16 protein-coding genes and 1 pseudogene are annotated in these 16,172 nt (G+C 69.7%); 11 read left to right on the top strand and 6 right to left on the bottom strand.

The features are described from left to right. The first annotated feature begins 13 nt into the window (after nt 1-13). From rpsE to MKK65_RS15035, 6 genes are all read left to right on the top strand, one after another. Complete coding sequence (rpsE, locus tag MKK65_RS15060) at nt 14-601, top strand: 30S ribosomal protein S5 (RefSeq protein WP_007557588.1); 588 nt, start codon at nt 14-16, stop codon at nt 599-601. 11 nt (nt 602-612) lie between these two features. Continuing rightward, a complete protein-coding gene (gene rpmD / locus MKK65_RS15055) occupies nt 613-804 on the top strand; it encodes a 50S ribosomal protein L30 (RefSeq protein WP_007557591.1) in 192 nt (63 codons plus the stop codon). A gap of 10 nt (nt 805-814) precedes the next feature. Next, nucleotides 815-1,321 carry a 50S ribosomal protein L15 gene (rplO, locus tag MKK65_RS15050; protein ID WP_058192232.1) on the top strand — a complete coding sequence of 169 codons (507 nt, stop codon included), beginning with the start codon at nt 815-817 and terminating at the stop codon, nt 1,319-1,321. 154 nt (nt 1,322-1,475) lie between these two features. Next, nucleotides 1,476-2,822, top strand: coding sequence for a preprotein translocase subunit SecY (secY, locus tag MKK65_RS15045; protein WP_058192231.1), 1,347 nt, complete (start codon nt 1,476-1,478; stop codon nt 2,820-2,822). A gap of 170 nt (nt 2,823-2,992) precedes the next feature. Continuing rightward, nucleotides 2,993-3,595 carry an adenylate kinase gene (locus MKK65_RS15040; RefSeq protein WP_243958592.1) on the top strand — a complete coding sequence of 201 codons (603 nt, stop codon included), beginning with the start codon at nt 2,993-2,995 and terminating at the stop codon, nt 3,593-3,595. A gap of 362 nt (nt 3,596-3,957) precedes the next feature. After that, nucleotides 3,958-4,188: a hypothetical protein gene (locus MKK65_RS15035; protein ID WP_243958591.1), complete on the top strand. Its 231-nt coding sequence runs from the start codon at nt 3,958-3,960 to the stop codon at nt 4,186-4,188. A 10-nt stretch (nt 4,189-4,198) separates the two neighbouring features. Here MKK65_RS15035 and MKK65_RS15030 read toward each other — a convergent pair whose 3' ends face one another. Then, nucleotides 4,199-4,561 carry a hypothetical protein gene (locus MKK65_RS15030; protein ID WP_243958590.1) on the bottom strand — a complete coding sequence of 121 codons (363 nt, stop codon included), beginning with the start codon at nt 4,559-4,561 and terminating at the stop codon, nt 4,199-4,201. Between the two features lie 250 nt (nt 4,562-4,811). On the opposite strand from MKK65_RS15030, the gene rpsM reads away from it, so the two are divergent. The 5 genes from rpsM (at nt 4,812) to rplQ (ending at nt 8,375) form a co-directional block, all read left to right on the top strand. Further along, entirely contained in the window at nt 4,812-5,180 is a 369-nt protein-coding gene (gene rpsM / locus MKK65_RS15025) for a 30S ribosomal protein S13 (RefSeq protein WP_058192228.1), read from the top strand. Between the two features lie 171 nt (nt 5,181-5,351). Then, nucleotides 5,352-5,741 carry a 30S ribosomal protein S11 gene (gene rpsK, locus MKK65_RS15020; protein ID WP_007557606.1) on the top strand — a complete coding sequence of 130 codons (390 nt, stop codon included), beginning with the start codon at nt 5,352-5,354 and terminating at the stop codon, nt 5,739-5,741. Between the two features lie 25 nt (nt 5,742-5,766). Beyond that, nucleotides 5,767-6,639 (top strand): MBL fold metallo-hydrolase, encoded by an 873-nt coding sequence (locus tag MKK65_RS15015; protein ID WP_243958589.1) that lies wholly within the window; start codon nt 5,767-5,769, stop codon nt 6,637-6,639. A gap of 108 nt (nt 6,640-6,747) precedes the next feature. Then, nucleotides 6,748-7,767 carry a DNA-directed RNA polymerase subunit alpha gene (locus MKK65_RS15010; RefSeq protein ID WP_007557610.1) on the top strand — a complete coding sequence of 340 codons (1,020 nt, stop codon included), beginning with the start codon at nt 6,748-6,750 and terminating at the stop codon, nt 7,765-7,767. Between the two features lie 197 nt (nt 7,768-7,964). After that, nucleotides 7,965-8,375 carry a 50S ribosomal protein L17 gene (gene rplQ / locus MKK65_RS15005; RefSeq protein WP_058192226.1) on the top strand — a complete coding sequence of 137 codons (411 nt, stop codon included), beginning with the start codon at nt 7,965-7,967 and terminating at the stop codon, nt 8,373-8,375. A gap of 564 nt (nt 8,376-8,939) precedes the next feature. On the opposite strand, the gene MKK65_RS15000 is transcribed toward rplQ, so the two are convergent. From MKK65_RS15000 to MKK65_RS14980, 5 genes and pseudogenes are all read right to left on the bottom strand, one after another. Then, nucleotides 8,940-10,865: a response regulator gene (locus MKK65_RS15000; RefSeq protein ID WP_409565433.1), complete on the bottom strand. Its 1,926-nt coding sequence runs from the start codon at nt 10,863-10,865 to the stop codon at nt 8,940-8,942. Nucleotides 10,866-10,900: 35 nt separating this feature from the next. After that, complete coding sequence (locus MKK65_RS14995; RefSeq protein ID WP_243958587.1) at nt 10,901-12,622, bottom strand: response regulator; 1,722 nt, start codon at nt 12,620-12,622, stop codon at nt 10,901-10,903. Continuing rightward, nucleotides 12,619-13,686: a chemotaxis-specific protein-glutamate methyltransferase CheB gene (cheB, locus tag MKK65_RS14990; protein ID WP_243958586.1), complete on the bottom strand. Its 1,068-nt coding sequence runs from the start codon at nt 13,684-13,686 to the stop codon at nt 12,619-12,621. Before cheB ends, MKK65_RS14995 begins: the two co-directional genes overlap by 4 nt. Then, the gene (locus MKK65_RS14985) at nt 13,683-15,932 is read right to left on the bottom strand and encodes a response regulator (protein ID WP_243958584.1); all 2,250 of its coding nucleotides are present in this window, start codon (nt 15,930-15,932) and stop codon (nt 13,683-13,685) included. The genes cheB and MKK65_RS14985 overlap by 4 nt, the downstream gene beginning before the upstream one ends. Nucleotides 15,933-15,946: 14 nt before the next feature. After that, nucleotides 15,947-16,172: pseudogene (locus tag MKK65_RS14980) on the bottom strand (chemotaxis protein); the annotation flags it as partial.

The raw sequence follows: 16,172 nt of genomic DNA, 5'->3' as shown, positions 1-16,172 counted from the left end.
TAGGTTAGACAACATGGCACGTGAACGGGAAGGCGGGGGCCGCGGCCGCCGCGACGAGCGCGAGGAGCGCGACAGCGAATTCGTGGACAAGCTCGTCCACATCAACCGCGTCGCCAAGGTGGTGAAGGGTGGCCGTCGCTTCGGCTTCGCAGCCCTCGTCGTCGTCGGCGACCAGAAGGGCCGCGTCGGCTTCGGCCACGGCAAGGCCCGTGAGGTGCCTGAGGCGATCCGCAAGGCCACCGAGGCGGCCAAGCGTGGCCTGATCCGGGTGTCGCTGCGTGAGGGTCGGACCCTGCACCACGACGTCAACGGCCGCCACGGCGCCGGCAAGGTGATCCTCCGCGCGGCTCCGCAGGGTACCGGCATCATCGCCGGCGGCCCGATGCGCGCCGTGTTCGAGACGCTCGGCATGCAGGACGTCGTCGCGAAGTCGCTCGGCTCGTCCAACCCCTACAACCTCGTGCGCGCCACCTTCGAGGCGCTCAAGAACGAGGACAGCCCGCGCTCCGTGGCGGCCCGCCGCGGCATCAAGGTGTCGAGCCTCCAGGCCCGTCGCCGGGACGCCGATCCGGCCGACCAGTCCGAAGCTGCGGTCGCGTAAGGGAGGGTCCGATGGCACAGAAGACCGTCCGTATCGAGCAGATCGGCTCGCCGATCCGCCAGGAGGCCAGCCAGCGCCAGACGCTGATCGGCCTTAAGCTCAACAAGCTCCACCGCGTGTCCGAGCTGGAGGATACCCCCTCCGTGCGCGGCATGATCCGCAAGGTTGCGCACCTCGTGCGCGTCCACGGCGACGTGGCGTGAGGAGGCACCGATGAAGCTCAACGAGATCAGCGACAATCCCGGCGCAACCAAGAATCGGATGCGTGTCGGTCGGGGCATCGGCTCCGGCAAGGGCAAGACGGCCGGCCGCGGCGTGAAGGGTCAGAAGGCCCGGACCGGCGTGTCCATCAAGGGCTTCGAGGGCGGTCAGATGCCACTGCATCGGCGTCTGCCGAAGCGCGGCTTCAACAACCTCTATGCCCAGGACCTGAACGAGGTGAACCTCGGCCGGATCCAGGAGGCGTTGGACGCCGGCAAGCTTGACAAGGCTGCGACCGTCACGATCGAAAGCTTGGTGGCTGCCGGTATCATCGCCCGTCCCCGCGACGGCGTGAAGCTGCTCGGTGTCGGCGAGCTGACCGCAAAGCTCAGCTTCGAGGTCACCCGCGCCTCCAAGTCCGCCATCGAGGCGGTCGAGAAGGTCGGTGGCTCGGTCACCGTCGCGTTTGCGACCGGTGTTTCGCACCGCGGCGGTTCGACTGCCGAGGCCACGGCCTGACGGCCGGCGGGAGAGCGACGCGGGGTCCCGTTGCACGGGCCCCGCGGAGTCTTTAAGCCGATCCTCCGAGCGGCGGCCCTGCGACCACGCGGGCCGCCGTTTTCATTTCATCCGGGCACGCTTGGCCCGGCGACATTCCCAGGACGCGACGCTTATGGCCTCAGCAGCCGAGCAGCTTGCCGCCAACCTCAACTTCGGGGCGATCGCCAAGGCCGATGAGCTGAAGAAGCGCATCTGGTTCACCTTGGGCGCCCTCGTGGTGTTCCGGCTGGGCACCTACATCCCGATTCCCGGCATCGATCCGGAGCAGTTCGCCCGCAACTTCCAGCAGCAGGCTGGCGGCGTGCTTGGGCTGTTCAACATGTTCTCCGGCGGTGCCGTCGAGCGCATGGCGATCTTCGCCCTCAACATCATGCCGTACATCTCGGCCTCGATCATCGTTCAGCTGCTCACCTCGGTGATCCCGAGCCTGGAGGCGCTGAAGAAGGAGGGCGAGTCCGGGCGCAAGGTCATCAACCAGTACACCCGCTACCTCACGGTGGTGCTGGCGCTGGTGCAGTCCTGGGGCATCGCGATCGGGCTGCAGAGCTCGTCGGCGGCCATCGATCCGGGCCCGTTCTTCCTGGCCTCGACGGTGATCACGCTCACCGGCGGTACCCTGTTCCTCATGTGGGTCGGTGAGCAGATCACCTCGCGGGGTATCGGCAACGGCTCCTCGCTGATCATCTTCGCCGGCATCGTCGCCCACCTCCCGGTCGCGATCGCGGGCGCCCTCGAGCTGGGCCGCACCGGCGCGCTCTCGCCGATCATCATCCTCGGCGTCGCCGTGGCGGCCGTCGTGCTGGTCTACTTCATCGTGTTCATGGAGCGCGCCCAGCGCCGTCTCCTGATCAACTACCCGAAGCGCCAGGTCGGCAACCGCATGTACGAGGGTCAGACCTCGTTCCTGCCGCTCAAGCTCAACACCTCGGGCGTCATCCCGCCGATCTTCGCGTCGTCGTTGCTGCTCCTGCCGGCGACGGCCGCGAGCTTCTCCGCCAACGGTGGAAGCACCGGCTGGCTCGGCACGGTGACGGCCTATCTCGGCCACGGTACGCCTCTGTTCATGGCGCTCTACGCGGCGCTGATCATCTTCTTCACGTTCTTCTACACGGCGGTGGTGTTCAATCCGCAGGAGACGGCGGACAATTTGAAGAAGCACGGCGGCTTCATCCCGGGCATCCGCCCGGGCGAGCGCACCGCGGCCTTCATCGACAAGGTGCTGACCCGGATCACCGTGATCGGCGCCCTGTATCTGACCCTGGTCTGCCTCTGCCCGGAAATCCTGTCGTCCTACGCCTCGGCAAGCCTCGGTTTCGGCGGCACCTCGCTGCTGATCGTGGTGTCGGTGACGATGGATACGGTTGCCCAGATCCACGGTCACCTGATGGCCCACCAATACGAGGGCCTCGTGAAGAAGGCCAAGCTGCGTGGCGCCTCGACCACGCAACGCCGGCGCTGATCCTGTTACAGAGGCGGAACGAAGCCACCGTCGTTCCCGCCTCTGACCCATAGGTCCGGGTGCCTCCTGGCCCAGGACCGTCTAGAAAATCCCGAGACGGGCGATGCCGGGGAGGCTTCGCCACCCGCCGCTTGGGCCCGTAGAGAGTCGGGCCGGACGAGGACAACGCCATGCGCATCATTCTGCTCGGTCCCCCCGGCGCGGGGAAGGGGACCCAATCCGAGCGGATCGTACAGCGCTTCGGCATCCCGCAGCTGTCCACGGGCGACATGTTGCGCGCCGCGGTCGCCGCCGGCACGCCGGTCGGCCTGGAGGCCAAGGCCGTGATGGAATCCGGCGGTCTGGTCTCCGACCGGATCGTGGTCGGCATCGTCGCTGACCGGATCGAGGAGCCCGACGCGAAAAGCGGCTTCATCCTCGACGGCTTCCCCCGGACGGTCGCGCAGGCCGAAGCGCTCAGCACCATGCTGGCCGGCAAGGGCATGGACCTCGACGCGGTGATCGAGTTCAAGGTCGACGAGAACGCACTGGTCGGGCGCATCGAGAAGCGGGCCGCCGAGACCCAGGCCCGCGGCCAGGCGGTGCGCAAGGACGACACCCCCGAGGTGTTCAAGCAGCGCCTGGAGGCCTACCGCGCCCAGACGGCGCCGCTCTCCGACTATTACGCCAAGACCGGCCTGCTCCATACGGTGGACGGCATGCAGCCGATCGACACCGTCACGGCTGAGATCATGGGGCTGCTGGAGCCGCACGCGGAACGCGTCGAGTCCTGATACCATCGCCGGCCGGCCGCGATCAGGCAGCTTGTCGGCGGTTATCGACTGCGCTCGAGCGCCGGACGAGACGGATACGATCCAGGATGCAGGTGGATGACGCCTGATGCGGGGGATCGATACGCCGAGCGGGCCACGAGCCCTACGGGCAACCGGGCTCCGCTTAACGGACGTGTCGGTCGGATCGACGGACGGGAGCCGTCATCCGCCTGCCGGTCGGATCACAGCCGACAGGAAGACGCGCATCGGTGTCATGAAATGGGGAGTGCGGCGCGGGCACGCCGTACTCCGGCATGACCGGACGGATCGGTGAACCTATGCCCAGGTCGTCGGTTGAGGGGCAAACCCGACCGGAAGCCCTGATGACCATCCTTCGCATCCCCGTAAGCCTGCTCCTCGTCGCCATGGCTTTGCCTCCGCTTCCGGTGGCGGCGCAGAGCCCGGCACAGTCCTTCGTGTATCGCGAAAAGCGGTTCCGGAACGCATGTCGGCCGCCGCTCAAATTCGCTGCGGGAGCCTGCGTCCGCCATTGCCCTGCTGGCTACCAGAATATGGGCGGCTATTGCCGATACCAGAGCCAGCGCTTCCGCTGAGGCAGCCCCTTCATCGCTCCGATCGCCGCTCGGCCCGCAGCGCCCCAAAGAAATTCACCACATCCATCGACAGCGCCCGGCGGCCGAAGAGGCGGAAGGGATTGCCGTCGGTGCGGCCGTCGCGCAGCTCGACCATCGCGGTCGAGACGTTGTAGCGGAACACCATCCGGCGGCCGGCGAAGGTGGCCCAGAGCAGGCCGGGGCCGTCATCCTCGGCCTGCAGAGCGATCGATCCGGGCTCGGCCTCGGTGAGGGTCCCGCCCGTCACCGCGAGGATCACCGGAACCACCTCCTCGGCATTCTCCTCGGCCGCCCGGAGGACCGAATCGGCGAAAGCCCGTAGCGTGGCGCCGTCGCTGGTGAGAACCGACATCTGTGCTCCTAAAAGGACCGCAGTCAGGGCCGCACGCGACGCATGGCGGCGCGGCCGATCGTTCACGGGTCGTTGACATATCGCCCTGCGCACGCTAGCAGGCCGTCCTTCGTCCAATCGATCGCTGGTCCGAGGTGCCCTGTCCAGGGCCGCCCCCGGGCCACGTTGTCGTTTGGCGCGCGCAGGGGCCGGCCTCCACCGGACGCGCGCGAGCACCGCCCGGTTTCCGGGCCTCATATGGAGCGTGATCATGGCACGTATCGCAGGCGTCAACATCCCGACCAACAAGCGCGTCGTCATCGCGCTGCAGTACATCCACGGCATCGGCGCCAAGAAGGCCGAGGAGATCACCACGAAGGTGAACATCCCCGCCGAGCGCCGGGTGAACCAGCTCACCGACGCCGAGGTGCTCCAGATCCGCGAGACGATCGACCGCGATTACGTGGTCGAGGGCGACCTGCGCCGCGAAGTCTCGATGAACATCAAGCGCCTGATGGATCTCGGCGCCTATCGCGGCCTGCGTCACCGCAAGCAGCTGCCGGTCCGCGGTCAGCGCACCCACACCAACGCCCGCACCCGAAAGGGCAAGGCGAAGCCGATCGCCGGCAAGAAGAAGTAATTTTTGACTTTGGAAGGCCGTGCCTCGCGCGGCCTTCCCTCCGTGGCGCTGGTGTCCCGCAAGGATCCCAACGCAGGCTCGACCGCCCTGCACGGGCGCGCCGGCCCAGTCCCAAAAAGAATCCCGAGCGCCTGGAATTACGGGCGCGCTTGAAGGAAGAGTGAGACGATAATGGCCAAGGAACCGCAACGCGTCCGCCGGCGCGAACGCAAGAACATCGTGTCGGGCGTCGCCCACGTGAACGCCTCGTTCAACAACACGATGATCACCATCACGGACGCGCAGGGCAACACGATCTCGTGGTCGTCCGCTGGCGCGATGGGCTTCAAGGGCTCGCGCAAGTCCACGCCGTACGCTGCGCAGGTCGCCGCTGAGGACGCCGCCCGCAAGGCCTCCGAGCACGGCATGCGCACCCTCGAGGTCGAGGTGTCCGGCCCGGGTTCCGGTCGTGAGTCGGCCCTGCGCGCCCTCCAGGCCGCCGGCTTCACGGTTACCTCGATTCGCGACGTGACCTCGATCCCGCACAACGGCTGCCGTCCGCGCAAGCGTCGTCGGGTCTGAACTGAACGGTTTGACGGAGAAGCTCATGACGGGATCGAAGCCGCTTCCGGGCGTGCTGCGTTGGAACCTCGGCGACCTCACGGTCACCGCGCTCAACGACGGCTGGTTTCAGGCCAGCCTCGATCTCGTCACGGGGATCTCGAAGGACGAAGCCGGCAAGCTGCAGGTCGCGGGCTTCCGCACCGAGCAGCCCAAGATCACGCTGAATGCCTTCCTGATCACCGGCGCCGGCCGCAAGCCGGTGCTGATCGATACGGGCTACGGCGAGAGTGCGCCGGCCGAGACCCTCGGTCGGGCCGGCGCAGCCCTCGCGGTCACCGGCGTGAAGCCGGAGGAGATCGAGACCGTCCTGGTCACGCACCTGCACCCCGACCACGTCGGCGGCCTGGTGTCGAACGGGGCGGCCCGCTTCCCGAACGCCGAGATCGTGGTGCATGCCGACGAGGCGGCGCATTGGCTGCCGGACGAGGCGCTCTCTCGGGCGCCGGACGCAGCTAAGCCGTATTTCGAGGGCGCCCGCAAGGCGGTGGCGCCCTATGCCAAGCGGATGCGTGAGCATCGGGGCGGCGAAGTGCTGCCGGGCATCACGGCGGTCCACCTGCCGGGACACACCCCGGGGCATTGCGGTTTCCGCATCGTCTCCGGTGGACAGTCGCTCCTGATGTGGACGGACGTGGTGCACCTGCCAGCGATCCAGTTCAAGAACCCGGAGGCGGGTGTCGGATTCGACGTCGATGGGGATCAGGCGCGGGCGACGCGCAAGGCCATCATGGACGAGGTGGCGAGCGAGCGATCCTTCATCGCGGGCGCACACCTGGAATTTCCGGCCCTGGGCTACGTGGACCGGGACGGGGCAGGCTACAGCTTCGTGCCGGCCCTCTGGGTCGGCGGCGAATAACGAGCGTTTTGAATTCAGGGACCGTTCGGGGCGCCAGGGGGCGGCGCCGGACGGCCGAAGCGCGGGGACGGGCGTCGCGGATCCCGAGCATGGACGAGAGGTAGGATCGTGGTCATTCAGAAGAACTGGCAGGAACTGATCAAGCCGAACAAGCTGCAGGTCTCGACCGGCGACGACCCGAAGCGGGTCGCCACGGTCGTGGCCGAGCCGCTTGAGCGCGGCTTCGGCACCACCCTGGGCAACGCCCTGCGGCGTGTGCTCCTGTCCTCGCTCCAGGGCGCGGCCGTGACCTCGGTGCAGATCGACGGCGTGCTGCACGAGTTCTCCTCGATCCCGGGCGTCCGCGAGGACGTCACCGACATCGTCCTGAACATCAAGACGATCGCGATCCGGTCGCAGACCGATGCGCCCAAGCGCATGACCCTGCGCAAGACCGGCCCCGGCACCGTCACTGCCGGCGACATCGGCACGGTCGGCGACATCCAGATCCTGAACCCGGAGCTGGTGATCTGCACGCTGGACGACGGCGCCGAGATCCGCATGGAGTTCACGGTCGCCACCGGTAAGGGCTACGTCCCGGCCGAGCGCAACCGCCCCGAGGACGCGCCGATCGGCCTGATCCCGGTGGATTCGCTGTTCTCCCCGGTGACCAAGGTCAGCTACCGCGTCGAGACCACCCGTGAGGGCCAGGATCTCGACAAGGACAAGCTGACGATGACGATCGAGACCAACGGCGCCGTGGGCCCGGAGGATGCGCTGGCCTACGCCGCGCGCATCATCCAGGACCAGCTGCAGGTCTTCGTGAACTTCGAGGATCCGCGCAAGGAAGAGGCCGCGCCGCTCGCGCCGCAGCTGCCCTTCAACCCGGCGCTGCTCAAGAAGGTCGACGAGCTGGAGCTGTCGGTCCGTTCGGCGAACTGCCTGAAGAACGACAACATCGTCTATATCGGCGACCTGATCCAGAAGTCCGAGGGCGAGATGCTGCGGACCCCGAACTTCGGCCGCAAGTCGCTCAACGAGATCAAGGAAGTGCTGGCCGGCATGGGTCTGCACCTCGGGATGGACATCCCCGGCTGGCCGCCGGAGAACATCGAAGATCTCGCGAAGCGCTTCGAAGAGCATTACTGAGGCGAAGCCGCCTCGGACCAGATGTGACGGCGCTAATCGGCGCCATCTGCTTGGCCGATCCGGATCCGGGACTTCGCGGGCACGACGCGAAGTCCCAAGAAATCCCGCCGCGGGGTTATGCGGAATGAATGGCCCCGCTGTTGGGGCGCCCGGCCGTACCGTGGCACGGCGGCCGAGAAGAGAAGGAAGCCAGAACCATGCGTCACGGTTATCGCGGTCGCCGCTTCAACCGCACGGCTGAGCACCGCAAGGCGATGTTCGCCAACATGTCGGTCGCCCTGCTGAAGCACGAGCAGATCGTCACCACCCTGCCGAAGGCCAAGGATCTGCGTCCCGTGGTCGAGAAGCTGATCACGCTCGGCCGCATCGACAGCGTCCACACCCGCCGTCTCGCCATGGCGCAGCTGCGCGATGCCGACATGGTCAAGAAGCTCTTCGCCGTGCTCGGCCCGCGCTACGCGGGTCGCCCGGGCGGCTATTGCCGCATCATGAAGGCCGGCTTCCGCAAGGGCGACAACGCCCCGCTGGCCGTGATCGAGTTCGTCGATCGCGACGTCGAGGCCCGCGGCAAGGATTCCGGCCAGGTCGAGATCGCCGAGGCGGCCTGAGCTCAAGCTCCACCGGCCTGATCGACAAAAGCCGTCCCGGGTCATCCGGGGCGGCTTTTTCGTGCGCCCGACCAGCCCAAAAAAGAACCCGCCGGCTTGCGCTGGCGGGCCTGAAGCAGGGTCCACGTTTCGTTGCGTTGCGGGAACTCGCCCTGACGGTCGGTGTCGGCCTGACCTGGAACTCGACCGCGCTGCTCCGAAACCCCTATCCCTGCTGATTCCTGTTGGGCGGATCGTCCTGATCCGGGTCGGCATCGCGCCGCCTGCCTGGGAAGATACCGTGATTGCTCATGGTTCGCCTCCAGTTCGTAATCCGGAGCCTGGATGCTCCGGAGCGAGTCAATGAGCCGGCAACGGAGTGGTTCCCGAAAAAATGGATCCCGCGTTCGCCCGGGATGCAGCTACCCTATAAGAACGGCGGGCAGAGGCTCCGAGGTTTCAGCTCTCGCACCACGTCGCGCGTCCAACCCCGTCATTGCGAGCGCAGCGAAGCAATCCAGGGCAGCGCGCGATCCCCAAATGGTGCGGATCACTGGGTTGCTTCGCTGCGCTCGCAATGACGATTCAGCTTCCTCCCACCCGGTCCAGCAGCGCCGAGACCCGGTTCGCCAGGTCGGCGGAGCGGAAGGGCTTGGTCAGCACCGGCAGGTCGTCCGGGATCTGCATCGCCTCGGCGTGGCCGGTGAGGATCAGCACCGGCAGGCTGGGATCGCGGTCGCGGATCTCGGCGGCAAGCTCGATGCCGCTCATCCCCGGCATGGCGAGATCGGCGACGATCAGGTCGAAGCGGCCGGGGGCGAACGACTGGAGCGCAGCCTCGCCATCGCCGGCCTCGGTGGCCTGGTGGCCGAAGCCCGTGAGGAACGAGGCGGTGACGTGCCGGACCTGCGGGTCATCGTCGACCACCAGGATCCGCGCAGACCGGGACGCCACCGGGGTCTCGCCTTGCGCGCGGGCCGCCTGCTCCGGCAGCTCGGTCGCGAAGGGGAGGGCGAGCTCGACCCGGGTGCCCCGACCGACCTCGCTCTCGATAGCAAGCCGGCCCTTCGATTGCTGGGCGAGGCCGAACACCATGGCGAGCCCCAAGCCCGTGCCCTGGCCCACCGCCTTGGTGGTGAAGAACGGCTCGCAGACCCGGCGCAGGATCTCGTCGGGGATGCCGGTGCCCTCGTCGGTGACGCTGACGCCGAGATAGGAGCCGTCGGCAATCTCGGGATCGCCGGCGATGTCGAGGCGCCGGGTGGCGATTGTGATCGTGCCGCCGTCCAGCATCGCGTCCCGGGCGTTGATGCACAGGTTGAGTACGGCGAGCTCGAGCTGGTCCGGGTCGACCTGGACGGCGAGCAGGCCCTCGGTCAGTTCGGTGCGGACGGTCACCAGCCCGCCCAGGCTGCGGCCGAACAGGTCGCTCATCCCGGCGATCAGCGCGTTGACGTCCGTGGCCCGCGCCTGGAGGTCGTGGGCGCGGCTGAAGCTCAGGAGGCGCTTGGTCAGGGAGGCGCCGCGTTCGGCGGCCCCGCGGGCGTTCTCGATCAGGCGCTGCACCCGCGGCTGGTCGGCCACCTTCGGGGCGGCAAGTTCCAGGCTGCCGAGGATTGCGGTCAGCAGGTTGTTGAAATCATGCGCGATGCCGCCGGCCAGGGTGCCGAGCGCCTGCATCTTGTCGGATTGGCGCAGCCGCGCCTCCAGGGTCCGCTGCTCGGTGACGTCCCGCTCGATCGCCGCGAGGTGGCTGACCGCGCCGCCGGCGTCGCGGATCGGTACCCGGGTCACGTGGCTCCAGAGCTCGGCGCCGACCGGGCCCTCGCTGATCAGGCTCTCGGCGACCTTGCCGGCGCGGATCGCGGCGGCATCCGCCTCGGTCACCGCACCGCCCTTCGCGCCGAGGAGGTCGCCCTCGCGCTGCCCGAGGCAGCTGAAGACGTCCCGGCCGAGCAGCGTCGCCTTGCGGGCGTTGAGCCGCACGAACCGCCCGTCCGCGTCCTTGAAGCTGATGGCGTCCTGGGCGTGGTCGAGCAGGCCGCGCAGCAGCGCTCGCTCGGTCGCGAGGTCGCGGCCCAGGCGGTGGCGCTCGAAGGCCTGCCGGACCGTGGAGAGCAGCAGGCTCGCGTCCCAGGGCTTGGTGACGTAGCCGACGATGCCGCCGCGGTTGAGGGCGGCGATCACCGCGGTGATGTCGGCGTAGCCGGTGAGCAGGATCGCCTGGGCGTCGTGGAAAGCCCGGGCCTCGGCGAGCAGTGCGTCGCCGGTGAGGCCGGGCATGCGCTGGTCGGAGAGCACCACCGCGATGTCGGGCTCGGCGTGCAGGATCTCGAGCGCCTCGGATGGGTTCGAGGTCGTCAACACCCGGTAGGAGTCCTCGAAGAGGTCCTCCAGGGCGATCAGGATATCCGGCTCGTCGTCGACGGCCAGGATCGTCCCACGCGGGTTGTCGAACCCCGCCCCGTGATCGTTCTGTGAATGCGTATCCGTCACCGAACCGGTGTCCATCGCGGAGGAGAATGCTCGAACTGCCGTGCCTTCACTCATGCGCTGGCCGCCTGCCGCGGAATGCCGATCACGAAGCAGGCTCCCCCGTCTGGCGCCGCCTCCACGGTGAGCGAGCCGCTATGCGCCTGAACGACGCTGTAGGCAATCGCAAGACCCAAGCCGGTGCCTGAACCCACGGGCTTTGTCGTGAAGAATGGCTCAAAGATCTTCTCACGCAGATCTTCCGGGATGCCAGGACCAGTATCGCTAATCCGGATCTCGTCGATCTCGGGGTTCGAGAGGGTATCGATCCGGATTATGCCGCCCCCCGGCATGGCGTCGGCGGCGTTGCCGAGGATGTTCATCACCACCTGGTTGAGCAGTGCGGGGGTGCAGTGGATCTCGGGGCGGCCGGCGAAGCTGCGCTCCACGGCGATCCGATCGCCGAGCTTGTGCTGGATCAGGGCCAGCACGGTCTCGATCGCCTCGGGCACGTTGACGAGCGCCCGCTCGCCCTCGTCGAGGCGCGAGAACTTGCGCAGGTTGAGCACGAGGTCCTGGATCCGGGTCAGCCCCATCCGCATCGAGCCGACCCGCTGGCGGGCCTTGTCGATGGCGCGGGCGGCGGCCTCCGGGGCCGCGGTGGGCAATTCGTTGAGCAGCCGCTCGACCGTGCCCTGGTGGGCCAGGATGAAGGCCAGGGGGTTGTTGATCTCGTGGGCGATGCCGGCGACCAGCTCGCCGAGCGAGGCCATCTTGGCGGCCTGGACCAGCTTGGCCTGGGCCTCGGTGATCTGGCGGTTGGCTTCGGCGAGGTCGCGGTTGGCCCGCTCCAGGGCGTCGGCGAGACGGGCGCGGGCCTCGGAAGCCTCGGCCTCGGCGCGGGCACGCTCCACCGCCCGCTCGCGCTCGCCGAACTGACCAGCGATGCGGCGGTCATCCTCCTCCAGCAGGCGGCGGCGGACGAAGCCGCGCACCCGCAGGGCCAGCACCTCGGCATCGGTCTTGGAGACCACGTCGTCGGCGCCGGCCGCGAAGGCCTCGACCAGAAAATCCTTGGCCGGGTCGCTGCCGGCAATGCCCACGAGATGGAAGCCGGCGCCGGCCGCCTGGCCGGAGCGGCGCTGGCTGATCGCCCGGCATAGGGTCAGCCCGTCATAGGCGTGGCCGAGCAGGTCGATGGTCACGCAGTCGAACGCGTCCTCGCCGACCCCGTCGAGGGCCTTGAGCGCGGCCTCCGGCCCGTCGGCGGTGGCGACGTGGTGGCCCTCCTGTCCGAGCAGGCCCGCTAGGAAGGTCCGGTAGGTGAGGCTGCCGTCGATCACCAGGATCCGCCCGCGTCGGAAGGCGGCGGCCCCGGGCCCCTCGCCGTCGGCGGCGGGCCGGCGCTCGCGCAGCAGGGCGCGGATGCGCAGGATCATCAGGTCGCGGTCGGCGGATTTCGGCAGGTAAGCGTCGGCGCCGCTCTCCAGGCCCTTCCGCTCGCCGCCACCGCCGCCGGTGAGCATCAGCACCGGCAGGGCCCGCGTGCGCAGGGACAGGCGCATCTGGCGGATCAGCTCGTCGCCGTCCATGCCGGGCAGGTGGTAATCGGCCACGACGAGGTCGGGCTGGCTGCGATTGAGATGGTCGAGGGCGGCCTCGGCCGAGGGGCAGCGCTCCACCGCAAAGCCGTGGGCCTCCAGAAGGAGGCGCAGTTCCAGGGCCTGCGTCTCGGAATCCTCGACCAGCAGGATCCGGGCGGGCCCGTCCTGGGCGCCGGCCTCGCTCCGGCTCACGGCCGGGCCCCGGGATCGGCCAGCCGCAGGACGTGATCGCCGATCCGGTCGAGGGGGAGGACCGACCGGGCAGCGCCGAGCCGCACCGCCGCCGCCGGCATGCCGTAGACCACCGCGGTGCTCTCGTGCTCGGCCACGGTCTGGGCGCCGGCCCGGTGCATATCGGCCAGCCCGACGGCGCCGTCCTCGCCCATCCCGGTGAGCAGCACGCCGATCCCCGAGGCGCCGACCTGGCGCGCCAGCGAGCGGAACAGCACCGTGGCGGCCGGGCGCTGGCCGGAGACGGCCTCGGTCGCGACCACCCGCATCACCCGGCCGGAGCCGATTTCCAGGTGGCGATCGCCCGGCGCCACGTAGACCCGGCCGGGTTCGGCCCGCTCGCCGTCCTGGGCCAGGGAAACCGGCAGGGCGACGACACTGTCGAGCCAGTTCGCGAACCCCTCCATGAAGGCCGCGCCCATATGCTGGACCACCAGCACCGGCAGCGGAAAGGTTTTGGGGAGTGCGCCGATCACCCGGGCGAGCGCCGGCGGGCCGCCCGTGGACGCCCCGATCGCCAGAAGGCTCGGGGCCTGCCCGATCGGATCGGCGGGGGGTGCGAAGGAGGCGGCGCTGGTCCGACCGGCCCATTCGGTGCCGATCGGCCGGCGTCGGATCACCGGGACCTGGGCCATGATCCGCAATTGCGTGCAGATCTCGCCCGCCACCGCCTCGTAGCCGGCATGGGTCGTGGCCACGGGCTTCTCGACCACCGAAAGGGCGCCGGCGCGCAGCGCGTTCATGGAGATCCGCAGTGAGGAATCCTCCACCGCGTCGGCGACCACGACGATCGGCGTCGGGTGCTCGGCCATGATCCGGCGGGTGGTCTCCAGACCGTCGATGCCGGGCAGGCGGATATCCATCGAGATCACGTCGGGCCGCACTGCCTGGAGGCTCGACAGCGCCTCCTCGCCGGAGGCCACGGCGGCGACCAGCTCCAGCCGGGGATCGCGCGACACGATGTAGCGCAGCAGCTCGCGCACCACGAGGCTGTCTTCGACAAGCATGACCCGGACGGGCGTCATAGCAGCTGTCCGATCGTGTCGAGCAGCTGGCGCTGGTCGAAGGTCTGCTTGGTCAGGTAGGCGTCGGCCCCGAGGTCGAGGCCGCGGGCCACGTCGGCCTCATCCCCGCGCGAAGTCATCAGGATCGTCGGCAGCCGGGCGAAGCGGGTGTCGGCGCGGAGCGCCTTCAGCAGGCCGAATCCGTCGAGGCGCGGCATCTCCACGTCGGCGAGCACGAGATTGATGGGCTCGATCTCGGCACGCAGCCGGTCGAGGGCGTCCTGACCGTCGACGCAGACGACCACGCGGTAGCCGGCGGCTTCCAAGATGCCCTTCTCCAAGGTCCGGGTGGTGATCGAATCGTCGACGACCAGGATGGTCGCCCGCGCGGCGGCACGGGGTGCGGTCGTCGAACGTGGAGCCTGCGCCATCGTTCCGGGCGACAAGCCCGCCGATGTCGCGGCCCGGGCGGCGAGGCCCTCGGGGTCGAGAACCAGTACGGGTACGTCGCCGGGCAGCACTGCCGTGCCGGCGATCAGGCCGGGATCGGCCCCGAAGGCCGGGGCGGGCAGGACCAGGAGCGCGCGGACATCGTGCAGGCGATCGACCCCCAGCGCCAGCCGGCCGCCGCCGGCCCGGAGCAGCACCGCCGTCAGGATCGTCGGGTCCTGACCGGCGGAATCCTGCGCCTGTCCCAGGATCGCAGCGAGATCGGTGACCGGGTGGTTGGTGGCCGCCTCGCCCGCGCCGATCCGGACCATGGTGCGGCCCAGGGCGAGGGGCAATTCCGCACGGTCGAGGCGCAGCAGGCGCTCCACCGCGCCGCCCGGCAGGGCGTAGGTACGCCCGGCCGATTCGACCAGCAGCAGGCTACGCCGGGCCGCCGAGAGCGGCAGGCTGAAGACCAGGGCGGTGCCGGCGGGCTGGCGCGGCTCCAGGCGGACGCTGCCCTGAAGCTGGCGCGCCGCATCCGCCGCGACCGACAGGCCGTAGCCGCGCCCCGACAGGGTATCGACCGCCTCCGCGGTGGAGAAGCCGGGCTCGAACACGAGGCGCAGCAGGGTCTCGGGATCGGCGGCCTCCCCGGGGGACAGCAGCCCCCGGTCCCGGGCGGTGTCCTCGATCCGGGCAAGGTCCGGACCCGGCCCGTCATCGTGGACGGTGACCTGAAGGCGCGCACCGCGCACCGCGACCTCCAGCCCGAGCGCCAGGGCCTCGGGCTTGCCGGCGGCGCGGCGGATCTCCGGGCCCTGCCAGCCGTGGCTCAGGGCGTTGCGCAGGGCGTGCAGCAGCGGATCCTTCAGGGCCTGGAGCAGGCCGCGCTCCACCGGCAGGTCGAGGCCGCGCAGGTCGAGATCGACGTCGCGGCCCTGCTCCCGGGCGGTCTCGCGGATCGAGCGGGCGAGGGGGCCGAGGACGGTCTCGGCCGGCACCAGGGCGAGGCGCTCGGCTTCGGCACGGACGCGGAACGCCGCGCCCTCAACCGCGCTGGTGGCGGCGGCCTGGCGCCGGGACAGCTCCGCGGCATCCCGGGCGAAGCCGCCGAGACGCGCCGCCAGCGCCCGCAAGTCCGGTCGTTCCGCCTCGAATTTATCGGCCAGTGCCTCGGCGCCGACACGCAGATCCCGGGCGAGGCGGGCGAGGCGCGCCAGACCCTCGGCGGCGGGGGCCTGGGCCGCCAGGGTGCTGGTCAGGTCGTGGCTCGCCCGGGCCAGGGCCTCCACGGCCTCCCCGGGCACGCGCAGGATCGCAGCGCCGGATTCGGCAGGCTCGGAAGGCAGGGCCGGGGCGGAGGCGGCTGGAGCGGGCGGCGCTGAGGCGGACGGGGCGGGGGGAGCGACGCGACGCGCAGGGGGCTCAGGGGCGGCCGGGGCTGGTGCGGGTTCGGGAGCCTCCCCGGGCAGGCCGAGGCATTGCCCGAGGGCCGACAGGGCGTCGGCGGGCATGTCCGGCCCCGCGCCGTCCTGAAGGCCGGACACGTAGGTCTCGATCCGGTCGAGGGCGAGCTGGACGGCGTTGGCGGCGGCGCGATCGAGGGCCTGGGCGCCGGTACGGACCCGCTCGAACAGCGTCTCCAGCCGGTGGGCGACGGCTTCCACGGGCGGCAGGTCGACGGCGCGGGCGGCGCCCTTCAGGCTGTGGGCGCGGCGGAACACGTCGTTCCAGTCCGGCGTCGCGCTCCCGAGCGCGGCCCGGATCGCCGTGATGTGCTCGCGGTGCTCGACCTCGAAGGCCGCGAGCAGGAGCTGGCGAATATCGACGGCCAAGGCGGCGCCCGCCCTCAGTGCCGGTAGCGTTCGGCCAGGGCCATGAGGGCCTGGGCGAGTTCGGTGAGGTTGGCCGAGGCGGTCTCGACCTCGCGGGTGCCGGCCGCCGTCTGCTGGCTGGCCTGGCGGATGTTCTGCAGCGCGCCCATCACCTGCTCGATCCCGAGCTGCTGCTGGTTGGTCGAGGCCACGATCTGCTGGAACGTCTGGACGTTCTCCTCCACCCGCGCCGTGATCTCC

Origin of the sequence: Methylobacterium sp. J-001 (genome assembly GCF_022829565.1) — a bacterium.
Lineage (GTDB): Bacteria > Pseudomonadota > Alphaproteobacteria > Rhizobiales > Beijerinckiaceae > Methylobacterium.
Note: the sequence above shows the minus strand (reverse complement) of the source record. Positions and strands in the feature narration are given on the sequence as shown.

What these genes read in the sequence shown, in the direction of transcription:
- rpmD (WP_007557591.1), top strand. Translation starts at nt 613, where the DNA reads ATGGCACAGAAGACCGTCCGTATCGAGCAGATCGGCTCGCCGATCCGC.
- MKK65_RS15000 (WP_409565433.1), bottom strand. Translation starts at nt 10,865, where the DNA reads ATGGACACCGGTTCGGTGACGGATACGCATTCACAGAACGATCACGGG.
- rplQ (WP_058192226.1), top strand. Translation starts at nt 7,965, where the DNA reads ATGCGTCACGGTTATCGCGGTCGCCGCTTCAACCGCACGGCTGAGCAC.
- rpsE (WP_007557588.1), top strand. Translation starts at nt 14, where the DNA reads ATGGCACGTGAACGGGAAGGCGGGGGCCGCGGCCGCCGCGACGAGCGC.
- MKK65_RS15030 (WP_243958590.1), bottom strand. Translation starts at nt 4,561, where the DNA reads ATGTCGGTTCTCACCAGCGACGGCGCCACGCTACGGGCTTTCGCCGAT.
- rpsM (WP_058192228.1), top strand. Translation starts at nt 4,812, where the DNA reads ATGGCACGTATCGCAGGCGTCAACATCCCGACCAACAAGCGCGTCGTC.
- MKK65_RS15035 (WP_243958591.1), top strand. Translation starts at nt 3,958, where the DNA reads ATGACCATCCTTCGCATCCCCGTAAGCCTGCTCCTCGTCGCCATGGCT.
- MKK65_RS15015 (WP_243958589.1), top strand. Translation starts at nt 5,767, where the DNA reads ATGACGGGATCGAAGCCGCTTCCGGGCGTGCTGCGTTGGAACCTCGGC.
- MKK65_RS15040 (WP_243958592.1), top strand. Translation starts at nt 2,993, where the DNA reads ATGCGCATCATTCTGCTCGGTCCCCCCGGCGCGGGGAAGGGGACCCAA.
- rpsK (WP_007557606.1), top strand. Translation starts at nt 5,352, where the DNA reads ATGGCCAAGGAACCGCAACGCGTCCGCCGGCGCGAACGCAAGAACATC.
- cheB (WP_243958586.1), bottom strand. Translation starts at nt 13,686, where the DNA reads ATGACGCCCGTCCGGGTCATGCTTGTCGAAGACAGCCTCGTGGTGCGC.
- rplO (WP_058192232.1), top strand. Translation starts at nt 815, where the DNA reads ATGAAGCTCAACGAGATCAGCGACAATCCCGGCGCAACCAAGAATCGG.
- secY (WP_058192231.1), top strand. Translation starts at nt 1,476, where the DNA reads ATGGCCTCAGCAGCCGAGCAGCTTGCCGCCAACCTCAACTTCGGGGCG.